12 protein-coding genes are annotated in these 18,091 nt (G+C 47.8%); 9 read left to right on the top strand and 3 right to left on the bottom strand.

Features of this window, described 5'->3' with window-relative positions; all coding sequences use genetic code 11:
• Window positions 1-7 precede the first annotated feature (7 nt).
• The 4 genes from ACMVP2_RS21565 (at window position 8) to ACMVP2_RS21550 (ending at window position 8,308) form a co-directional block, all read left to right on the top strand.
• Window positions 8-1,777, top strand: coding sequence for a RagB/SusD family nutrient uptake outer membrane protein (locus ACMVP2_RS21565; protein ID WP_416865058.1), 1,770 nt, complete (start codon window positions 8-10; stop codon window positions 1,775-1,777).
• A gap of 272 nt (window positions 1,778-2,049) precedes the next feature.
• A complete protein-coding gene (locus tag ACMVP2_RS21560) occupies window positions 2,050-5,427 on the top strand; it encodes a VCBS repeat-containing protein (RefSeq protein ID WP_416865057.1) in 3,378 nt (1,125 codons plus the stop codon).
• A gap of 6 nt (window positions 5,428-5,433) precedes the next feature.
• The gene (locus tag ACMVP2_RS21555; protein WP_416865056.1) at window positions 5,434-7,539 is read left to right on the top strand and encodes a thioredoxin domain-containing protein; all 2,106 of its coding nucleotides are present in this window, start codon (window positions 5,434-5,436) and stop codon (window positions 7,537-7,539) included.
• A 214-nt stretch (window positions 7,540-7,753) separates the two neighbouring features.
• Window positions 7,754-8,308, top strand: a complete 555-nt coding sequence (locus tag ACMVP2_RS21550; protein WP_339792361.1) for an FKBP-type peptidyl-prolyl cis-trans isomerase — start codon at window positions 7,754-7,756, stop codon at window positions 8,306-8,308.
• Window positions 8,309-8,350: 42 nt separating this feature from the next.
• Here the strand turns inward: ACMVP2_RS21550 and ACMVP2_RS21545 are convergent, their stop codons facing one another.
• Entirely contained in the window at window positions 8,351-9,655 is a 1,305-nt protein-coding gene (locus ACMVP2_RS21545) for a Gfo/Idh/MocA family protein (protein WP_416865055.1), read from the bottom strand.
• A gap of 273 nt (window positions 9,656-9,928) precedes the next feature.
• On the opposite strand from ACMVP2_RS21545, the gene ACMVP2_RS21540 reads away from it, so the two are divergent.
• The 4 genes from ACMVP2_RS21540 to ACMVP2_RS21525 all read left to right on the top strand — a co-directional run bounded on the left by ACMVP2_RS21540 (window position 9,929) and on the right by ACMVP2_RS21525 (window position 14,659).
• Window positions 9,929-10,981: a PmoA family protein gene (locus ACMVP2_RS21540; RefSeq protein ID WP_416865054.1), complete on the top strand. Its 1,053-nt coding sequence runs from the start codon at window positions 9,929-9,931 to the stop codon at window positions 10,979-10,981.
• A 7-nt stretch (window positions 10,982-10,988) separates the two neighbouring features.
• On the top strand, window positions 10,989-11,816 hold the full coding sequence (locus ACMVP2_RS21535; protein ID WP_416865053.1) for an SDR family oxidoreductase: 828 nt from the start codon (window positions 10,989-10,991) through the stop codon (window positions 11,814-11,816).
• Window positions 11,817-11,897: 81 nt separating this feature from the next.
• Window positions 11,898-13,298, top strand: a complete 1,401-nt coding sequence (gene uxaC, locus ACMVP2_RS21530; protein WP_416865052.1) for a glucuronate isomerase — start codon at window positions 11,898-11,900, stop codon at window positions 13,296-13,298.
• 53 nt (window positions 13,299-13,351) lie between these two features.
• Window positions 13,352-14,659: an MFS transporter gene (locus tag ACMVP2_RS21525; RefSeq protein ID WP_416865051.1), complete on the top strand. Its 1,308-nt coding sequence runs from the start codon at window positions 13,352-13,354 to the stop codon at window positions 14,657-14,659.
• Between the two features lie 3 nt (window positions 14,660-14,662).
• Here ACMVP2_RS21525 and ACMVP2_RS21520 read toward each other — a convergent pair whose 3' ends face one another.
• Both ACMVP2_RS21520 and ACMVP2_RS21515 read right to left on the bottom strand, forming a co-directional pair.
• Window positions 14,663-15,688 carry an LLM class flavin-dependent oxidoreductase gene (locus tag ACMVP2_RS21520; RefSeq protein WP_416865050.1) on the bottom strand — a complete coding sequence of 342 codons (1,026 nt, stop codon included), beginning with the start codon at window positions 15,686-15,688 and terminating at the stop codon, window positions 14,663-14,665.
• Between the two features lie 145 nt (window positions 15,689-15,833).
• Window positions 15,834-16,925, bottom strand: a complete 1,092-nt coding sequence (locus tag ACMVP2_RS21515) for a DUF1573 domain-containing protein (RefSeq protein ID WP_416865049.1) — start codon at window positions 16,923-16,925, stop codon at window positions 15,834-15,836.
• Between the two features lie 126 nt (window positions 16,926-17,051).
• On the opposite strand from ACMVP2_RS21515, the gene trpS reads away from it, so the two are divergent.
• Window positions 17,052-18,023: a tryptophan--tRNA ligase gene (trpS, locus tag ACMVP2_RS21510; protein ID WP_416865048.1), complete on the top strand. Its 972-nt coding sequence runs from the start codon at window positions 17,052-17,054 to the stop codon at window positions 18,021-18,023.
• Window positions 18,024-18,091: the final 68 nt, after the last annotated feature.

Genomic DNA, 18,091 nt, shown 5'->3' with positions numbered 1-18,091 from the left:
GAAAATAATGAAGAATAATAAAAATATAAAATCGATAATACTGGCCCTGGCGCTTGTGGCGTTCACGGCCCAGTCGTGCTCCGACTTCCTGGATGAAAAGCTGGTTTCAGACGTTTCGGCTGGAAGTTACTACACCACAGCTGCCGGTTTGGAAGACGCAGTGGATGCCACTTACTCTTTCTTGCGTGAAATTCACAGTAATGAGCGTGCCTACATGCTAACCATTTTTGGTACGGATACACATACAAACGGTGCTGATGGGGGTTACAAATCCTTTAACTTCTACGATAACGGTTTGAACCCTACCGTTAACATCCTTGATCAGCAATGGACTTTCCTTTATCAGGGAATCAATCAGGCCAATGCCGTATTGAACCGTTCGAAAGATGTGAAAGACATGAGTGATGCATTAAAAACGCAGCGCCAGGCTGAGGCCCGTTTTCTAAGGGCGTACTACTATTTCTACCTGGTGCAAACCTGGGGTGATGTTTACCTTACCCTTGAGGAAACCATAGGTGCAGAAGTAGAAGCGGATCCTTCACCTCAGTCGGCCGTATACGCAGATGGTATCATCCCTGATCTTGAGTTTGCTATTGCCAATTTGCCAGATGCGCAAAGCGATTATGGCCGTGCCACAAAAGGCGCTGCTCAGTTTTTACTTGCTAAGGCATACCTCACACGAGGACAGCAGTCTTTTGGCTCACCAGCGGATTTTGCAAGTGCCAATACTTTGTTTTCTAATGTGATCAATGACCACGGTTATGCGCTGGTTGAGTCTCATGATGCCCTTTGGGATCAGGACAATCAGATCAATTCAGAAATTATTTGGGCGGTGCAGTATGCTACTGACCTTATCCTGAACGGCGGTAATGGTGGCGTAGGTAACAGAGGCCATCTTTATTTCTTGATGGAGTATGACATCCGTGCAGGGATGATTCGTGATATAGAAGGTGGGCGTCCATTTAAGAGATTCAGACCTACTGACTATATGGGTACCGTTTGGGCAGAAACCCGTGATATAGATGCAAGGTATGATCAAACATACAAGCATGCTTATATCAGCAACAACCCGAAAAGCATTCCTAAGTGGGAACAGGTGCATGTAACCAACGGAGCTAAGAAGGCCGACGGATCAACGGTTACCGCTAGTGACATTGGAACGGACAGATTCACAGTAGGAGACACTGCGATGTATGTACCAGGGCCAGGTAAAGACGCTGAATGGATGACTGGAAAGAAGTTTCAGGTTCGCTACAACGTTATCACTCAGAATCCGGCTTTTGATGGCGACCAGTATTTTTATACAGAAAGACTGTTCCCTACTTTGAAAAAGTTCATTGATCCCCGCAGACCGACTATCCAGTGGGAACGTGGCTCAAGAGACTGGTTCGTAATGAGACTGGCTGATGCCTACCTGCTTCGTGCCGAAGCTCGCTTCCTTGCTGGAAATAGCGCCGGAGCTGCTGATGACATCAACGTGGTAAGAACAAGGGCCGCCAAAGAAGGTATGGAGGCAGCGATGCAAATCACTGCAGCTGATGTCGATATCGACTTTATCCTTAAAGAGCGTGCTCTCGAAATGGATGGCGAGCAGTGTCGCTGGTTCGACCTTGCGAGAACAGGAAAACTGGTGGAGTATGTTCGGGCCTACAATCCGCTTGGGGCAGGCAATATTCAGGACTACCATACCAAACGTCCAATACCGCAGACACAGATCGACAGAACTGTGGGTGGATACCCTCAGAACTGTGGCTATCCGGGATCAGATTGCAATTAAACTTCAGTAATAATTAAATAGCAGTTTTTTGATGGGCCGGGCATATTGCCTGGCCCTTCTTATTTTATTGAGGGCGATGTCGAAAAATCAATGCGATTAATTGGCCTCACCAGTTTTACAAATGTTTTGGCTCCGGTGAGAAAAGAGAAAGACTGGTGAACATCCTTTAGTCTTGCAAAGCCTTTAACTTTGACCTAATTTTAAAAGAGCAGGTAATTCAGCCAATAACTATTGAATTTCAACTGATTGCCTGCCCAAATCATATTGCCGTTATGCTGTTTAAACTACAAATACATCTAAAATCCATTTTCGGAGCACTTCTGCTTTTATCGATACTTACTGCCTGCGAAACCAAGCCGGATGCCATCTCGACGCCTGAACAGAAGAAGGAAGAACCTGTTTTTAAAAGGCTCCCCGGGGCCAGCAGCGGAGTGACTTTCCGCAACGACGTGGATGAGAACTACAACAACTACTTCGATAATTTCGCTTACGTGTACAATGGCGGCGGCGTTGGTATTGGAGACATCAACAATGATGGACTCGCTGACATATATTTTACAGGTAATGAAGTTCCTAACAAACTTTACCTCAATGAGGGAAACCTGAAATTCAAAGACATTTCTCAATCAGCAGGTGTAGAAGGCAATGGCCGGTGGAACAACGGCGTGACCATGGTAGACATCAATGGCGACGGCTTGCTTGACATATACGTCTGCAAGGGCGGCTATCACGATAGTGAAGAAGAAAGAACCAATTTGCTATATATCAATCAGGGAGACCTGACCTTCAAAGAACAGGCAAAAGACTTCGGGCTTGACGAGTCTGGCTACTCCATACATGCCTCATTTTTTGATATGGACAATGACAACGACCTGGATGTTTACCTGACTAACAGACCGGATTCGTTCGACCTTCCACTCACCGAAATGATCCGACAAAAGAAGCTGTCTCCCTCCTTCAGTAGAGATAAACTTTACAAGAATGAAAATGGCAAGTTTCATGAAGTTGGTGCGCAGTCCGGCATCAAAAACAATTTTGGTTATGCGCTCAGCGTAGTTACCGCTGACTTTAACGGTGATGGCTATACCGACATTTTTGTCGCCAATGATTTTGCCGAAGGTGACTATATGTACATCAACCAGAAGAACGGCACTTTCAAAGAACAAATCAAAGAAATCACCAACCACATCTCGATGTACTCGATGGGAACAGATGTGGCAGACATCAACAATGATGGGCTGGAAGACATTATGGTTACCGAAATGCTTCCCGAAGATTACAAGCGGTCAAAGGTATCCATGCCTTCAATGGACGTCGAAGGCTTCTACAACATCGTGAACGGAGGCATGCACAAGCAATACATGCACAATGCGCTCCACCTAAATCAGGGGAATTCATTCTTCGGCGACATTTCGCAAATGGCCGGAGTGTCCAAAACTGAATGGAGCTGGTCGGTACTGATGTCTGATTTTGATAACGACGGCTACAGGGATGTTTTTGTGGCCAATGGTTATCGCCGTGATGTGTTTGATGGAGATCTTGATAAGAAACTGCGGGATTTTGTCCTAAAAAACAAAAGCAAATACACGTCGATGAACGACATGCTTAAAAATGGTTACAAGGATTTCATTGATGTGTATGATCCCATTAAGGTGAAAAACTACCTTTTCAGAAACACCGGCAACCTGCACTTCGAAAATGCCATAGACGCATGGGGCTTTGATGAAACCAGCTTCTCCAATGGGGCTGCAGTGGGTGACCTGGATAACGATGGAGACCTGGAGCTCGTTGTCAACAACCTGGATGACGAAGCGTTCATTTACGAAAACACCTCTTCTGACCGAAACAACTACCTGAAAGTAAAACTCCAGGGACCCTCTACCAATGCACATGGCATCGGAGCTAAAGTTACCATATACTACGACGGCAAAATTCAGTTTTTTGAGAACAAAACTGTAAGGGGCTATCTTTCGTCAAACGACCCAATAGTTCATTTTGGTCTGGGTCAAATTGCTGGCATCGACAGCCTTAAAGTCTCATGGCCCGATGGCATGCAAAATACTATGTCTATTGCTGGTGTCAATCAAACAGTAGTTGTCGCCCACGAGAAAGCAGTGAAACCAAAGAAACTATTCACTTCAAAGGAGTTACTGTTTCAGGCCTCGCCCGGAATATTAGCGGAAGCTTTTGTGCACAGGGAAAACGAAGTGAATGAATACAAGGACCAGACGCTGCTGCCACACAATTTTTCAAAGAGCGGGCCTTTCATGTCAACTGGAGATGTTAACGGAGATGGAGAAGACGATCTATTCATTGGTGGTGCTTCTGGCCAGGCAGGGCAGCTTTACATACAGTCAAAAGGCAAGCTGATCAAAAAATCTACAGCCGCCTTTGCAGCAGATAAAAGCTATGAGGACATGGGCTCGACGCTGTTTGACGCTGATGGCGATGGAGACCTTGATCTTTATGTTGTGAGCGGAGGAAGCGAGTTCCCTGACAAAGCCGAGCAATACAAGGACAGACTCTATTTGAATGATGGGAAAGGGAACTTTGCCAAATCAGCAACCATCAACACGCAAAGCAGCGGGTCGTGCGTGGTGCCTTATGACATTGACGGCGATGGCGACCTCGACCTTTTCCGTGGTGGACACGTTATCACCGGTGCCTACCCCTACTCTCCAAGAAGCTATGTGCTGATCAATGAGTCTGGGCGATTTATCGATCAAACCAAGGCACTCGCACCAGACCTTACCGATGTGGGCATGGTAACCTCCGCCATCTGGGCTGATTTGAATGGAGACAAAACAGCTGAACTGGTGGTTGTTGGCGAATGGATGCCTGTGATGGTATTTGCCAACGTTAATGGGAAGCTAAAAAACGCCACCGTGATCTACGGACTGGACAAAACAGAAGGTTGGTGGAACAAAGTGGTGGCCAACGATATTGACGGTGATGGAGATCAGGATTTGATTGTGGGAAACCTGGGTGAGAACTACAAGTTCAAAACCAACTTAGAAAAGCCATTTCAGGTGTTTGCCAAAGATTTCGACAACAATGGGACTAATGATATTTTCCTGGCCCGTTACTACAACGACTCTGTTTTGGTGCCCGTTCGTGGTATCGAATGCAGCTCCGGCCAGGTGCCATCCATTCGACAAAAATTCCCCAGCTACCTCTCCTTCGCAAGCTCCGATCTTCAATCGATTTTAGGGCCGGGAATGAACTCAGCGCTGAATAAAAAAGTCTATACTTTTTCAAACGCCATTCTGGTGAACAATGACGCAAAGTTTGAAAGTAAAAAACTGCCTATCGAAGCGCAGCTTTCAGCGGTCAACGGCATACTCGTAGAGGATTTTGATGGCGATGGCATCAAAGACCTTCTCGTGGCAGGCAACAAGTTCGACACAGAAGTAGAAACCACTCCCAATGATGCCTCGCCCGGTGCGTTTTTGAAAGGGCTTGGCAGCTTCGAATTCAAGGCAGCGGGAAGCCTTCAGAGTGGCTTCTTTGTACCGTATAATGTCAAAGATGTGCAAATGATCAAGTCTGGGAAGAACTGGCTGGTGCTGGTTTCATCCAATAATGACATGCTAAGGGTTTTTTCGACCTCCCTGGCCACGGCTGATGACAAAGTAGCGCTCAATAAATAGTTGAATATGCGTGTAGAGAGAAAAGGATGGGCCTGGGTAGTGCTCACAGCCCTGGTTTGTGCAGGATGTAGTTCGCCGGCGACAGAAAACACCGAATCACTCAATCGCCTGGCCAAAGCGAGCAGCCCCTACCTGCGTGAACACGCCGACAACCCCGTGGACTGGTACGAATGGGGAGACGAGGCACTTACAAAAGCGACTAGCGAAGGAAAGCCGCTGATCATAAGCATTGGCTATGCTTCGTGCCACTGGTGCCATGTGATGGAGGAAGAGTCATTTATGGACACCACGGTGGCCCGCATCATGAATGAGAATTTTGTGGCGATCAAAATCGACAGAGAAGAGCGGCCCGACGTCGATCAGGTGTACATCGACGCCGCCCAACTTATCTCAGGCCGTGCTGGTTGGCCGCTGAATGCATTTGCGCTACCAAACGGCAAGCCATTCTACGCAGGCACCTATTTTCCGAAAGACCAATGGATCAACTTGCTGAATCAAATCACCGAGGCATACAAGTCTGATCGATTGAATGTAGACAAACAGGCAGCAGCCGTCACTGAAGGCATTCTTGAAAACAACATGATTGCTTCGACTGAATCAGAAGCAAATACCGAGCTACTTCAAACCTATCAGGGCATCTTCCCGGGCTGGGAACCAGACCTTGATTATTCATTTGGCGGCCTGGCAGGGGCACCCAAGTTTCCAATGCCGGTGGTTTGGGAATTCCTGCTTCAGGAGCACCGCCAAAACAACAATGAACGTGCCCTGAAAGTGGTCAGCACTACCCTTGATGCCATGGCTGCCGGTGGAATTTACGATCACCTTGCGGGAGGGTTTGCCAGGTACTCGACAGATGCAGAGTGGAGAGTACCTCACTTTGAAAAAATGCTGTACGACAATGGCCAACTGGTTAGCCTGTACGCCCATGCGTATCAGTTAACGAAAAATGAGGCTTATGCTCGTGTGGTGGAAGAAACACTTTCGTTCGTAAGCGACGAACTAACCTCCCCACAGTCTGGCTTTTACTCCTCACTGAATGCCGATAGCGAAGGTGAAGAAGGCACATTTTACGTGTGGACAAAAGCTGAAATAGAAGCGCTTCTTGACGCAAAGTCGGCGGAGCTCTTCTGCGACTATTACGGTATCAGTGCAGAAGGCAATTGGGAGCATGGGAAGAACGTCTTGTACAGACAAACCGGTCTGTCAGAGCTGGCCACGGAGTATGCACTGACCGAAGATGCCGCAACAACTTCAATTGAAAAGTCGAGAAAACGGCTTTTGGCGACCAGAAATAAGCGAATCCGTCCGTCGCTGGACGACAAGATACTCACCTCCTGGAACGCCCTAATGCTGTCGGGTTACATAGATGCCTACTGGGCGTTCGGCAAACCGGAGTACCTGGCTGTTGCCCTTAAGAATGCTGATTTTCTGAAGAAAAACATGATAAGAAGCGACGGCGGGCTGTGGCGAAGCTACACAAATGGCGGGCCGTCAATCGAGGCCTTCCTTGACGACTACGCTTTCCTCTCGCTGGCATTCATCCAACTTTATCAGGCTACATTTGATATTCGCTGGCTTGAGCAGGCCCGCAGCCTTGCTGACTATGCCGTGGCACACTTTCACGATACATCAACGGGCTTTTTTTATTACACCTCCAACACGTCGGAGCAGTTGGTGGCAAGGAAATTCGAAATCGCCGATCAGGTAATCCCCTCCTCCAACGCAGCCATGGCCGAAGCGCTTTTCAAACTTGGGCATTACTATGAGTCTGCCACCAATCTGGACATGAGCAAAAAAATGGTAGGCTCGCTATCAAAAGACTTCACCCAAAGTGGCCCCTACTTTGCCAAATGGGCGAGCTCGATGGGCTTGCTGGTGAACGAACCGTTTGAAGTTGCAGTAATGGGACCAGATGCACTGGAAAAAAGCCAGCTTTTGATGAGAGAGTATCACCCAGGAATGATGCTTATGGGAGGGGACAGTGAAAACCTTCCGCTTCTTGAAAACAAACTTGTAGAGGGCGAAACCATCATTTATGTATGCCAAAACAAAGTTTGCAAGCTTCCGGTAAAAAGTGTGGAACAGGCGTTGAAGCAACTAAGCGACAATTAAACTTATCACTATTGAACTCATGAAGCCACTGCTTCATTGCCTCTTCTTGGAATTGATAGGTAATTTTTGCGCCTTCCTGCCGCAAATAGCCTATTAAAAGATTCATTTCTTATAACTTTGAGCCTACAAAATCACCATTGCCTTTAAACCATTTGAGGCTGTGTGGGTCTTATCAGCTACTATTGTTAGCCAACTTTAAACAGAAACTTAACTAATGAGGATTGTACAAAACAGAACCTTTGCCTTGAGAGTAAATATTTTACTGGCAGCATTCATTTTTCTCTTTTCAGGCTGCAACAAAGAAGAGCCTGAAACACTGACAGCACAAGACCTTTTGGATGATGCACTTAAGAATGTAGACCAAACTCAGCTACAGGCAGACATGAAGGTTATTGATGATTCGCTGGCCATGTGGGGCCTGACAGACGTAATTTTAACTGAGCCTCAGGGCGTTCGTTATAAAATCGATGCCCTGGGCAATGGTGAAAAGCCAATATTGGAAAACGTTGTCTGGATTAAATACTCAGGCAAACTGCTCAGTACTGGCGAAGAATTCGACGCCGGCGATAAGCTGGAAACCTATCTTTACAGATTGATAGCGGGCTTTCAAACAACGCTACCTCTCATCCCTAATGGATCTACAATTACATTGTACATCCCGTCGGGACTTGGGTACGGGCCAAACGATGTCCGTGACAATTCCGGCAAGGTGGCCATCCCTAAGAACTCCAATCTCATTTTTGACATTGAGCTGTTTGGGGTTTTTTAAGGACAGCCTTTCCAACTGAAAATACACCGGGTCTCCTATGCCTTAGATCTTTTTTGGAATAGCGTAAGGCGCCCGGTACTCTCTTTTCGTCATAGCATTGGCCTCATCGTCACCCGGGAATGTTTCCGTTTTTGGGTCGAAGGTCAAAACACGGCCAGTGTGATAGGCAATATTCCCCAGGTGAGCCAGGCCTGACGACAAATGGGCCGTCTCAACAGGTGCATTACACATAGCTGGATTTTTGGCCAACACTGCATCTACAAAATTTTGATAGTGGCTGCCGCCCTCTTTTCTTGTTGGCCCAGGTGTCTTGTCCCTGCCCAAAAAGGTTTGGTACTCGTTGTAGCCATTCACCACCATGTACCCTTCGCTACCGTAAAAGATGTTTCCAATGCCGACCCCATCTTCCTTGTTAGTCATCCATGGGCGAACCTCGAACTGAATCATCTTCTTCTGATCCGGATAGTGGTAGGTGGAAGTCAACACTTCAGGGGTTTCTTTGTAATCATCCCACAGGAACTTCCCTCCCATCGATGCGATCTGGGTAGGCAATCCCACATCCAGCCCCCACATGCACAGGTCGGTTTCGTGAATTCCCTGGTTTCCTACGTCGCCGTTGCCATAGTTCCAGCTCCAGTGCCAGTTGTAGTGCACGTAGTTTCTGGAGAAGTCCCGCATCTCGGCAGGGCCAGTCCAAAGATCGTAGTCGAGCCCTGCTGGCACGGCCTCCGTTCCTTTGTCGCCAATGTCGGGCCTCCACTTGAAGACAAGCCCTCTGGCCATGTAAACATTGCCAATGAGCCCGTCACGCAGGTGCTGTATCGCTTCTTGTATCGCCACTGAACTCCGAAGCTGAACGCCGTGCTGAACCACACGGTTGTACTTTTTGGCGGCTTCAATCAATTTCTTACCCTCGTAAAGGTTATGAGTCCCCGGCTTTTCCACGTAAACATCCTTGCCTGCCTGCATGGCCCAAATGGCGGCCAGCGTATGCCAGTGATTCGGCGTGGCAATGCTCACAGCGTCAATGTTTTTATCGTTAAACACCTTTCTCAGGTCCTGCTCCATTTTCACTTTAGCGCCATACGTCGCCTCAAATTCTCCGGCCCTGGTGGTTAGGATATTTTTATCAGGGTCACATAGTGTCGCCACCTGAGCGTTTTCAAGGCCCTGAAATCCCTTGATGTGGTCTTTCCCTCTGCCGTTTACGCCAAGCACAGCCACCTGCACCTTGTCGTTGGCTCCAAAGGCACTTGATGGGATAATGGTGGGGAAGCTCAGCACAATGGCAGCTCCCGTAGTGTTTTTAATAAACTTTCTTCGGGTGAATGGTTCTGGCTTTTTCATAATAGTAAAGTAGGTTTTTATAATATTGTGAACCGCTTTTCATTCGCTAAGTAACAGCAATATGAAAAGCCTGGAATGGTACGAACGAATTGAGAATGCCCTGTGAAAAAAGGTGCATTATTACTCTAAGACGGATTTTTCTTTTACCACCCTTAGTTTACTCCTGGGCACCAGAAAAAAGCGGGAGACATGTAAGGATTGACCATGAAAATTTCGTCATAACTATGACAATTTGTAAACTCATCCAAAATCAAAATATAAATTACATTATTAATGGATCTACTAGGTAAAATTGCAAAAACAGGCGCTGCGTTATTCCTGTTTACACTGATCGCCCATGTTGGGTATGCGCAAATGAAGGGTGTGAAGTTTGTAACTGACGAAAAGAACAAAAAGGTAGATGTGATGATTGATGGAAAACTCTTCACATCTTATATCTATCCCGAAGACCTGGACAAACCAGTACTTTACCCGATATATACCGCAAACGGCACAGTGATTACCAGAGGCTTCCCCAGAGATCCAAGAGCAGGAGAGCGGATTGATCACCCTCACCATGTGGGTTTATGGTTCAATTATGGAGATGTAAACAATCTTGACTTTTGGAACAACTCATATGCCATTCCTGCCGATCAAAAGATGGATTATGGCAGCATCCGCCATCAAAAAGTGATAAAAGCAGAAGGCGGCAAAACCAAAGGCACATTGGTGGTGCAATCGAACTGGGTAGACAGCTCCGGCAAGGTGCTCATGGTGGAAGAAACAACGTTCATATTTTCAGGAACCGACGACCTTCGCACTATCGATCGTACAACGAAGCTCACAGCCCAAAAAGACAAGGTGGTTTTTGAGGAATCGAAGGAAGGCATGATGGGCATTAGATTAGATCGGGCATTTGAAGAGCCCAGCAACAAGCCGGAAGTATTTACCGACGCAGCGGGCAACCCAACAACAGTGGCCGCCCTTAACAACGAAGGCGTGAACGGTGTGTACAGAAACAGCGGCGGGCTCGAAAAAGGTGACGTATGGGGCAAGCGTGCCGACTGGGTCAGCCTTTCTGCTACCAAAGGAAACGAAGATATTACCATTGCCATGGTAGACAACAAGAAAAACATGGGCTATCCGGCACACTGGCATGCTCGTGGCTACGGGTTGTTTGCTGTCAACAATCTCGCATCCAAATCATACGTTCCCACCGATCCGGAGTTTACTACCACACTGAACCCAGGTGAGTCGATCGTTTTCAACCACAGGGTACTGCTCAGCTCCGGCAAGTTTTTGAGTGACGAAGAAATGAACAAACAGTTCAAAGAGTTTAACAAGTAGGCAATTCATGAATCAATCCCCCAACCAACTATTTTCGGTAGAAGGCAAAACAATTGTAATCACCGGTGGCACCGGCATATTGGGCTCGGTGATGGCGAAAAATATGGCTGCTGCTGGTGCTCATGTGGTCGTTCTCGGCAGAAGAGAAGATGCAGGCAAAGGCCTTGTCAATGACATTGAAAAAACTGGCGGTAAAGCCAGCTTTTTCAAGACCGATGTACTGGACAAAGACAACCTGTTAGGTGTAAAAAAAGGTATTCTGAAAACGACCGGGCGAATTGACGTTTTGGTCAATGCAGCTGGCGGCAATATGCCGGGAGCTACCATCTCGCCCGACAAAACATTCTTCGATCTTGATACGAAGGCATTTCAGCAGGTAGTTGATTTGAACCTGCTGGGCACAGTGCTACCCTCGCAAATATTTGGCGAGGTAATGGCCGCCAACAAAAAAGGCATTATCATCAACATTTCATCTATGTCGGCGTTCAGGCCTATCACCAGGGTGGTGGGTTATTCAGCTGCCAAAGCTGCCATTGACAATTTCACGCAGTGGCTTGCTGTAGAAATGGCTAAAAAAGTGGGTGAAGGCATACGTGTAAATGCCATTGCACCCGGTTTTTTCCTCACAGAGCAAAATCGGGCGCTGTTAACTAACCCTGATGGCACGCTAACAGCCAGAGGAAATGCTGTGGTCAACCAAACACCATTTGGGCGATTTGGCGACGCCGAAGAGCTCATTGGAACCTTACTTTGGTTGTGTTCCGACGCTTCTAAGTTTGTTACCGGCGTGGTGGTGCCTGTTGACGGCGGATTCAATGCCTATTGTGGAGTTTAGTCAGTGATAACTTAAATATTTTGAACGCATGTCAATGGAAAGCGTGCAACCAACAGGACTTCTTACGATTAACACCTAAACATGAACCCAACCTTTATAACCGAGGACTTCCTTTTACAATCGGAAGAAGCAAAACAATTGTATCACAAGCATGCCAAAAATGCTTCCATAGTAGACTACCATAATCACCTCTCTCCGAAAGATATTGCTGAGAACCGTCAGTTTTCAGATCTTACTGAAATCTGGCTGGAAGGTGATCACTATAAGTGGAGAGCAATGCGAATCAACGGCATTGATGAGCGCTACTGCACCGGCAACGCCACACCTGAAGAGAAGTTTGTGAAGTGGGCAGAGACAGTGCCAAAAACGATGCGCAATCCGCTTTACCACTGGACCCACCTGGAGCTTCAACGGTATTTTGGTGTGACAGAGCTTCTCAATGGTAGAAGTGCCCGGAAGATCTATGAGGATTGCTCCAACATGCTGCAGAGGGAAGACTTCAGGGTGCAGGGCTTGCTGGCAAAAATGAAAGCAGAGGTAGTTTGCACAACGGACGATCCCTGCGACGACTTGCATTACCACGAGGAGATGCAGTCATCAAAAACGCTCAAAATGCTGCCAACCTTCAGGCCTGACAAAGCATATACATTTGCTGGTTCCACATCGTATGCTGCCTATGTGCAAAAATTAGCAGAAGCCTCTTCCGTCAACATCAGCTCTCTTCAGGGCTTATTCACAGCCCTTGAAAACAGAGTAAATTACTTTCATGACCACGGCTGCCGTGCAGCGGATCACGGGCTGGAGACTCTCCCTTTTAGCAACATCACTGAAAAAGAAGCCGGGAAGCTTTTCGTTCAGGCCTTAGAAGGGCACCCATTGACTACCGCTGAGGCAGTTGGTCTTCGTTTTATTATCCTAAGCCACCTCAGCACACTTTACCACAGCAAAGGCTGGGTGCAGCAATTTCACCTGGGAGCCTTAAGAAACAACAACGACAGGATGCTGCGGGAGCTGGGCCCCGACACTGGCTTTGATTCCATTGGCGATTTCCCACAGGCCCAAACCATGGCCAGGTATTTCAACCACCTTGATAGCAGCAATCAGCTGGCAAAAACCATCCTTTACAACCTCAACCCGGCCGACAACGAGCTATTCGCTACCATGACCGGCAATTTCAACGACGGAACAACAGCCGGGAAAATGCAATGGGGAAGCGGCTGGTGGTACCTCGACCAAAAAGACGGCATGGAAAAGCAAATGAACACACTGTCCAACATGGGCCTTCTCTCTGTTTTTGTGGGTATGGTTACTGACTCCAGAAGCTTTTTGTCATTTCCCAGGCACGAATACTTCAGAAGAATACTTTGCAACCTGATCGGAGAAGATGTGAAAAACGGTGAGCTTCCAAATGACATGGCACTGCTGGGTCAAATGGTAGAGGATGTTTGCTACAACAACGCCAAAACCTATTTTGGTTTTTGATTCGTAGCTACATTGTGATGGATCCAATGCATCTTCGAAACTAGTCAACGCACATGCCAGCCGACTCTTCCCATTCGCTCAAATCAAGCGTAATAAAGAACTATCGCTGGTATGTTTGTGCCTTATTGTTCTACGCCACCACCCTCCGGTATGTGGATCGACAGGTCATAGGCATACTTAAGCCTACGCTGGAGCAGTACTTTGGCTGGAGTGAAATCGACTACAGCCATGTGGTGATGGCTTTCACAGCCTCTTATGCTCTGGGATTACTCAGTTTTGGCGGGCTCATCGACAGAATCGGCACCAAATTGGGTTACTCCCTTTCGTTGATCATTTGGAGCCTGGCCTCCATGGCACACGCAATAACAACGAGGACTATTGGCTTTGCATCAGTAAGAGCCGTTCTGGGGCTCAGTGAGGCCATGAATTTACCGACAGCCATCAAAACAGTGGCAGAATGGTTCCCCAAGAAAGAACGAGCGTTGGCCACCGGCATTTTCATTAGCGGCACCAACGTTGGGGCTATTGTGGCGCCAATCCTCGTACCCATTATCGTCTCCCTCTGGGGTTGGGAAGAAGCCTTTATCCTTACCGGAGCTATGGGGTTTGTATGGCTCGCATTGTGGTGGAGATTCTACGACATCCCAGTATCGCAAAAAAGGCTAAGCAAGGAGGAATACGACTACATCCACAGCGATGATGAAGAAAAAGATGAAAGCACCATAAGGGTTTCGTGGCTCAAACTGCTTTCCTTCCGTCAAACCTGGGCATTTATTGTTGGCAAATTCCTTTCAGATCCCATTTGGTGGTTCTTCTTGTTTTGGCTGCCCTCCTACTTTGTCAATGCCTTTCAGGTCGACTTCACCAAGCCTAGCCTGCTGCTGGCGATTATTTACACCGCCACCACCCTGGGTAGCATCGGGGGTGGCTACCTGTCGAGCTGGCTGATCAAAAAGGGTTGGTCTATCTTCAAAGCCAGAAGAGTGTCGATGCTGGTTTTTGCCCTTTGCGTAGTGCCGATTATGCTGGCGCAGTTCTTAAGTAATTTGTGGATCGCCGTCGCATTAGTCAGCCTGGCGGCGGCATCGCATCAGGGTTGGAGTGCCAATATTCTCACGACCATAGGAGATGAATTTCCCAAAAAGGTTATCAGCAGCTTGATTGGTATTGGCACATTAGCGGGCGCCCTTGGCGGTGTGCTGTTTCCAATTGTCGTGGGGCAGTTGCTAGACTACTACAAGGCACTTGGAGACATTAATGCCGGCTACAGCGTGCTTTTCATCATTTGTGGGTGCGCTTATGTGGTAGCACTCATGCTGATGCACCTCATTTCCCCCAAGCCTGCTACCATAAAGCTCTAGCGGCTACTCCTGAATCAAAGGTTTTATTCTCTTGCCAATCAGCTCATAAGCCTGCATGGTTTTTTCATGAGGAAGGTTGGCATTATCCATTTGGAAAGTCACCCGATCTATGCCTCCTAATGCCTCGCTGTGCCGTAAAATTTTCTCTGCCACCTCCTCGGGGCTTCCCAAAAGCAACGAACCCAGGGGTGCCCTTGCCATTTCAAATCGCTCTCTGGTCATTGGCGGCCACCCACGCTCTTTCCCTAGTCTCGTCATGTTGGCAGAAAAGCCCGGGAAGTAGTCTGCTATTGCTTCTTCAGTGGTGTTTGCCACATAACCCAACGAGTGCAGCCCTACTTTCATTTTGTCTTCTGGATGGCCGGCTTCCAGCCACGCCTTTCTATACAAATCAACAAGGGGGCGAAACCGATGCGTATCGCCGCCGATGATGGCCACCATGAGGGGAAGCCCAAGCATACCAGCCCTGGCAAACGACTGCGGCGTGCCGCCCACTCCCAGCCAAACCGGCAGTGGGTTTTGCACCGGCCTTGGATAAATCGGCTGATCAACAAGCCTCGGACGGAATTTCCCTGACCAGTTAGCAATTTCATTGTCACGGATATGCAGCAAAAGCCCCAGTTTCTCAACAAAAAGCTGGTCGTAGTCCTTCAGGTCAAACCCAAAAAGTGGAAAGGCTTCTATGGAAGAACCCCTGCCCACCACCATTTCGGCCCGGCCTTTGGAAATGAGGTCGAGTGTGGCATGACTTTGGAACACCCTCACCGGATCGGCAGCACTTAGCACTGCCACGGCGCTTGTTAGCCTTATGGTTTTAGTACGAGCGGCCGCCGCCGCCAGGATGGTGACGGTAGAGGAATCGAGGAACTCCCTGCGATGATGTTCGCCGATGCCGAACACATCCAGCCCCGATCTGTCGGCATGTTCAATTCTTTCAAGCAAATCGGCCATCGCCTGCATGCTGTCTGCCTCCACACCGGATTCACTATCCGACACAATCGAAGCAAAGCTGTCTATTCCTATTTCCATATGACTTGTACCCATTTTTACACTAAAACACCTCGGATGAACACAGACTCGTTAAAGTAAATTCCCGTCAGTTAGAAACGGGTCTCTTAAATGCAAAAAGCCGCTCTGGAGCGGCTTTCATCTTGTCAATATTTTGAGAAGCTTTTTATTCTACATAAGCCTTCACTGTCAGCGTCTGTGCTGAGGCTGTTGGGTCATTGGAGAAAATGGTAATGGTCTTCTGTTGTGTTCCCTTTCTTCCTTTGGGATCGAAGGTAACCGACAGTTTACCGGTTTCGCCCGGCTTTAAGTCCTCCTTGCTTGCGGTAGATACAGTGCAACCACAGTTGGTTCGGGTGTCTCTGATATTCAGCGGAGCCTTGCCTGTATTAGTATAAACGAAGTCGAACGAAACGCTCGCACTTTGCTGAATCCTTCCAAAATCATGAGTCACTTCCTGAAACGACAACCTCGCCGCTTTGGCTTTTTCGGCATCTGTCATTGGCGGAAAATATTCCTCTATTGTAGCCAGCACGTAAAGGAGCTTCTCTCCATTCTCTGACTCATCAGTAAAAAGCTTCACATTGTCGGAATTGTAGCCAAACCTGGCCTTTTGCTTTGCATCATAAGTAACCACCACCTTGCCTACCTTCTTAGGCTCCAAAATCAATGGATCATACGACACCTTAATGTGAGCCGGCGCTTCTGTGTTCTCTTTGAATGTGATGGCTGCGTCGCTGTCGTTATATACCTCGAATTCCTTCGTTATGGGCTTTTCAGTTGTAATCACACCAAAGTTCATCGACCGGTACTTGAACCGGGTGTTTCCCAATTTGCTCGGATAGTCATCGGCAGGTGTTCGTGGCTTGGGCGTCACATTGCCCTTTATGTACAAATAGCTGGTAACCCCAGCGGATGAATTGCTGGTTACTGTAAGCGACTTTCGAAACGAGCCTGGGCGGTTGGCCGGATTGTACTGCGCCTTCACAAAACCTTTTTCTCCCGGTAACACAGGCTCCTGGCTCCAGCCTGGGGTAGTACATCCACACGAGGCTTTCACACTGGATATAACCAGCGGTGCATTGCCTTTGTTAACAAACTCAAAAGTGTGAGTAATGGGCCCCTCCTCTTCTCTTACATCTCCAAAATCGTGTTCTGCTTCGGTAAACTTAGCAACAGCGCCACTTTGTGCTATCGCATTATTTGCAGAAAAAAACAGCACACTGCCCACCAAAAATGTAAATACCAGCCTTTTCATTGTCTCCATATTTTTCATCCTAAACTTGTTACGAAATAACGCAGTCGGTAGTTAACGATCAACACTTATCACTATTACTGAAGTGTCAACGTAAGATTTTTATTTACTTTGCCCAAAATTTTATCAATGGCAAGGATACTTACAGGCATACAGAGTTCAGGGAAACCACATTTAGGTAATTTGATGGGAGCCATCATTCCGGCCATTGAACTTTCAAGGCAGGAAAAGAACGATTCCCTCTTCTTTATCGCCGACCTGCATTCGCTCACCACCATCAAAGACGCTGAGTTAAGGAGAGAGAACACGAAAGCGGTGGCTGCCGCCTGGCTCGCTTGCGGCTTCGATACCGACAAAAATATATTTTACCGCCAGTCGAGGGTAACCGAGGTGACGGAACTGGCCTGGCACCTGAACTGCTTCACGCCATTTCCTATGTTGCAGAATGCCCATTCGTTTAAGGACAAGTCGGACAGGCTGGCTGATGTCAACGCCGGGCTTTTCGTGTACCCCGTACTAATGGCTGCCGACATTTTACTTTACGATGCCAACGTGGTGCCTGTTGGCAAAGACCAGCTGCAACATTTGGAAATGGCCAGAGACATCGCAGGGGCTTTCAATAGCCGCTATGGCGAGGTGTTTGTCATGCCAGAGGCCCGTATTGACCAGCAGCTAATGACTATACCCGGTACCGACGGACAGAAAATGAGCAAGTCTTACGGCAACACGATCGATATTTTTGCTTCTGAAAAGGACCTCAAAAAGCAGGTGATGTCTATCGTAACAGACGCTACTCCTCTGGAAGAGCCGAAGGACCCTGACACAAACAATGTCTTCAAGCTTTACAGCCTGCTGGCATCACCTTCTGACGTCGAAGCCATGCGGGGTAAATTTCTGGGCGGAAACTACGGCTACGGGCATGCAAAAAAAGAACTACTTGAACTGATCCTTTCACACTTTGCCAAAGAAAGGGCAACCTTCGACTACTTCATGACTCACCAGGACGAGCTGGAAGCCAAACTAAAGGAAGGAGAGGCAAAAGCCAGAGTGATTGCCCGGAAGGTGTTAGACAGGGTGAGGGACACGCTTGGGTTCAGCTAACTACGGAACTGAAGGCTTCTTTTTTCAAAAAAAATTCCAACGTAACCAAAGTCACATACTTCGCCCGA

This window comes from Imperialibacter sp., from assembly GCF_048007035.1.
In the GTDB taxonomy this organism is placed as follows: Bacteria; Bacteroidota; Bacteroidia; order Cytophagales; family Cyclobacteriaceae; genus Imperialibacter.
Note: the sequence above shows the minus strand (reverse complement) of the source record. Positions and strands in the feature narration are given on the sequence as shown.

Coding starts and splice junctions, on each gene's coding strand:
- ACMVP2_RS21565 (WP_416865058.1), top strand. CDS start 8: ATGAAGAATAATAAAAATATAAAATCGATAATACTGGCCCTGGCGCTT.
- ACMVP2_RS21560 (WP_416865057.1), top strand. CDS start 2,050: ATGCTGTTTAAACTACAAATACATCTAAAATCCATTTTCGGAGCACTT.
- ACMVP2_RS21555 (WP_416865056.1), top strand. CDS start 5,434: ATGCGTGTAGAGAGAAAAGGATGGGCCTGGGTAGTGCTCACAGCCCTG.
- ACMVP2_RS21550 (WP_339792361.1), top strand. CDS start 7,754: ATGAGGATTGTACAAAACAGAACCTTTGCCTTGAGAGTAAATATTTTA.
- ACMVP2_RS21545 (WP_416865055.1), bottom strand. CDS start 9,655: ATGAAAAAGCCAGAACCATTCACCCGAAGAAAGTTTATTAAAAACACT.
- ACMVP2_RS21540 (WP_416865054.1), top strand. CDS start 9,929: ATGGATCTACTAGGTAAAATTGCAAAAACAGGCGCTGCGTTATTCCTG.
- ACMVP2_RS21535 (WP_416865053.1), top strand. CDS start 10,989: ATGAATCAATCCCCCAACCAACTATTTTCGGTAGAAGGCAAAACAATT.
- uxaC (WP_416865052.1), top strand. CDS start 11,898: ATGAACCCAACCTTTATAACCGAGGACTTCCTTTTACAATCGGAAGAA.
- ACMVP2_RS21525 (WP_416865051.1), top strand. CDS start 13,352: ATGCCAGCCGACTCTTCCCATTCGCTCAAATCAAGCGTAATAAAGAAC.
- ACMVP2_RS21520 (WP_416865050.1), bottom strand. CDS start 15,688: ATGGAAATAGGAATAGACAGCTTTGCTTCGATTGTGTCGGATAGTGAA.
- ACMVP2_RS21515 (WP_416865049.1), bottom strand. CDS start 16,925: ATGAAAAGGCTGGTATTTACATTTTTGGTGGGCAGTGTGCTGTTTTTT.
- trpS (WP_416865048.1), top strand. CDS start 17,052: ATGGCAAGGATACTTACAGGCATACAGAGTTCAGGGAAACCACATTTA.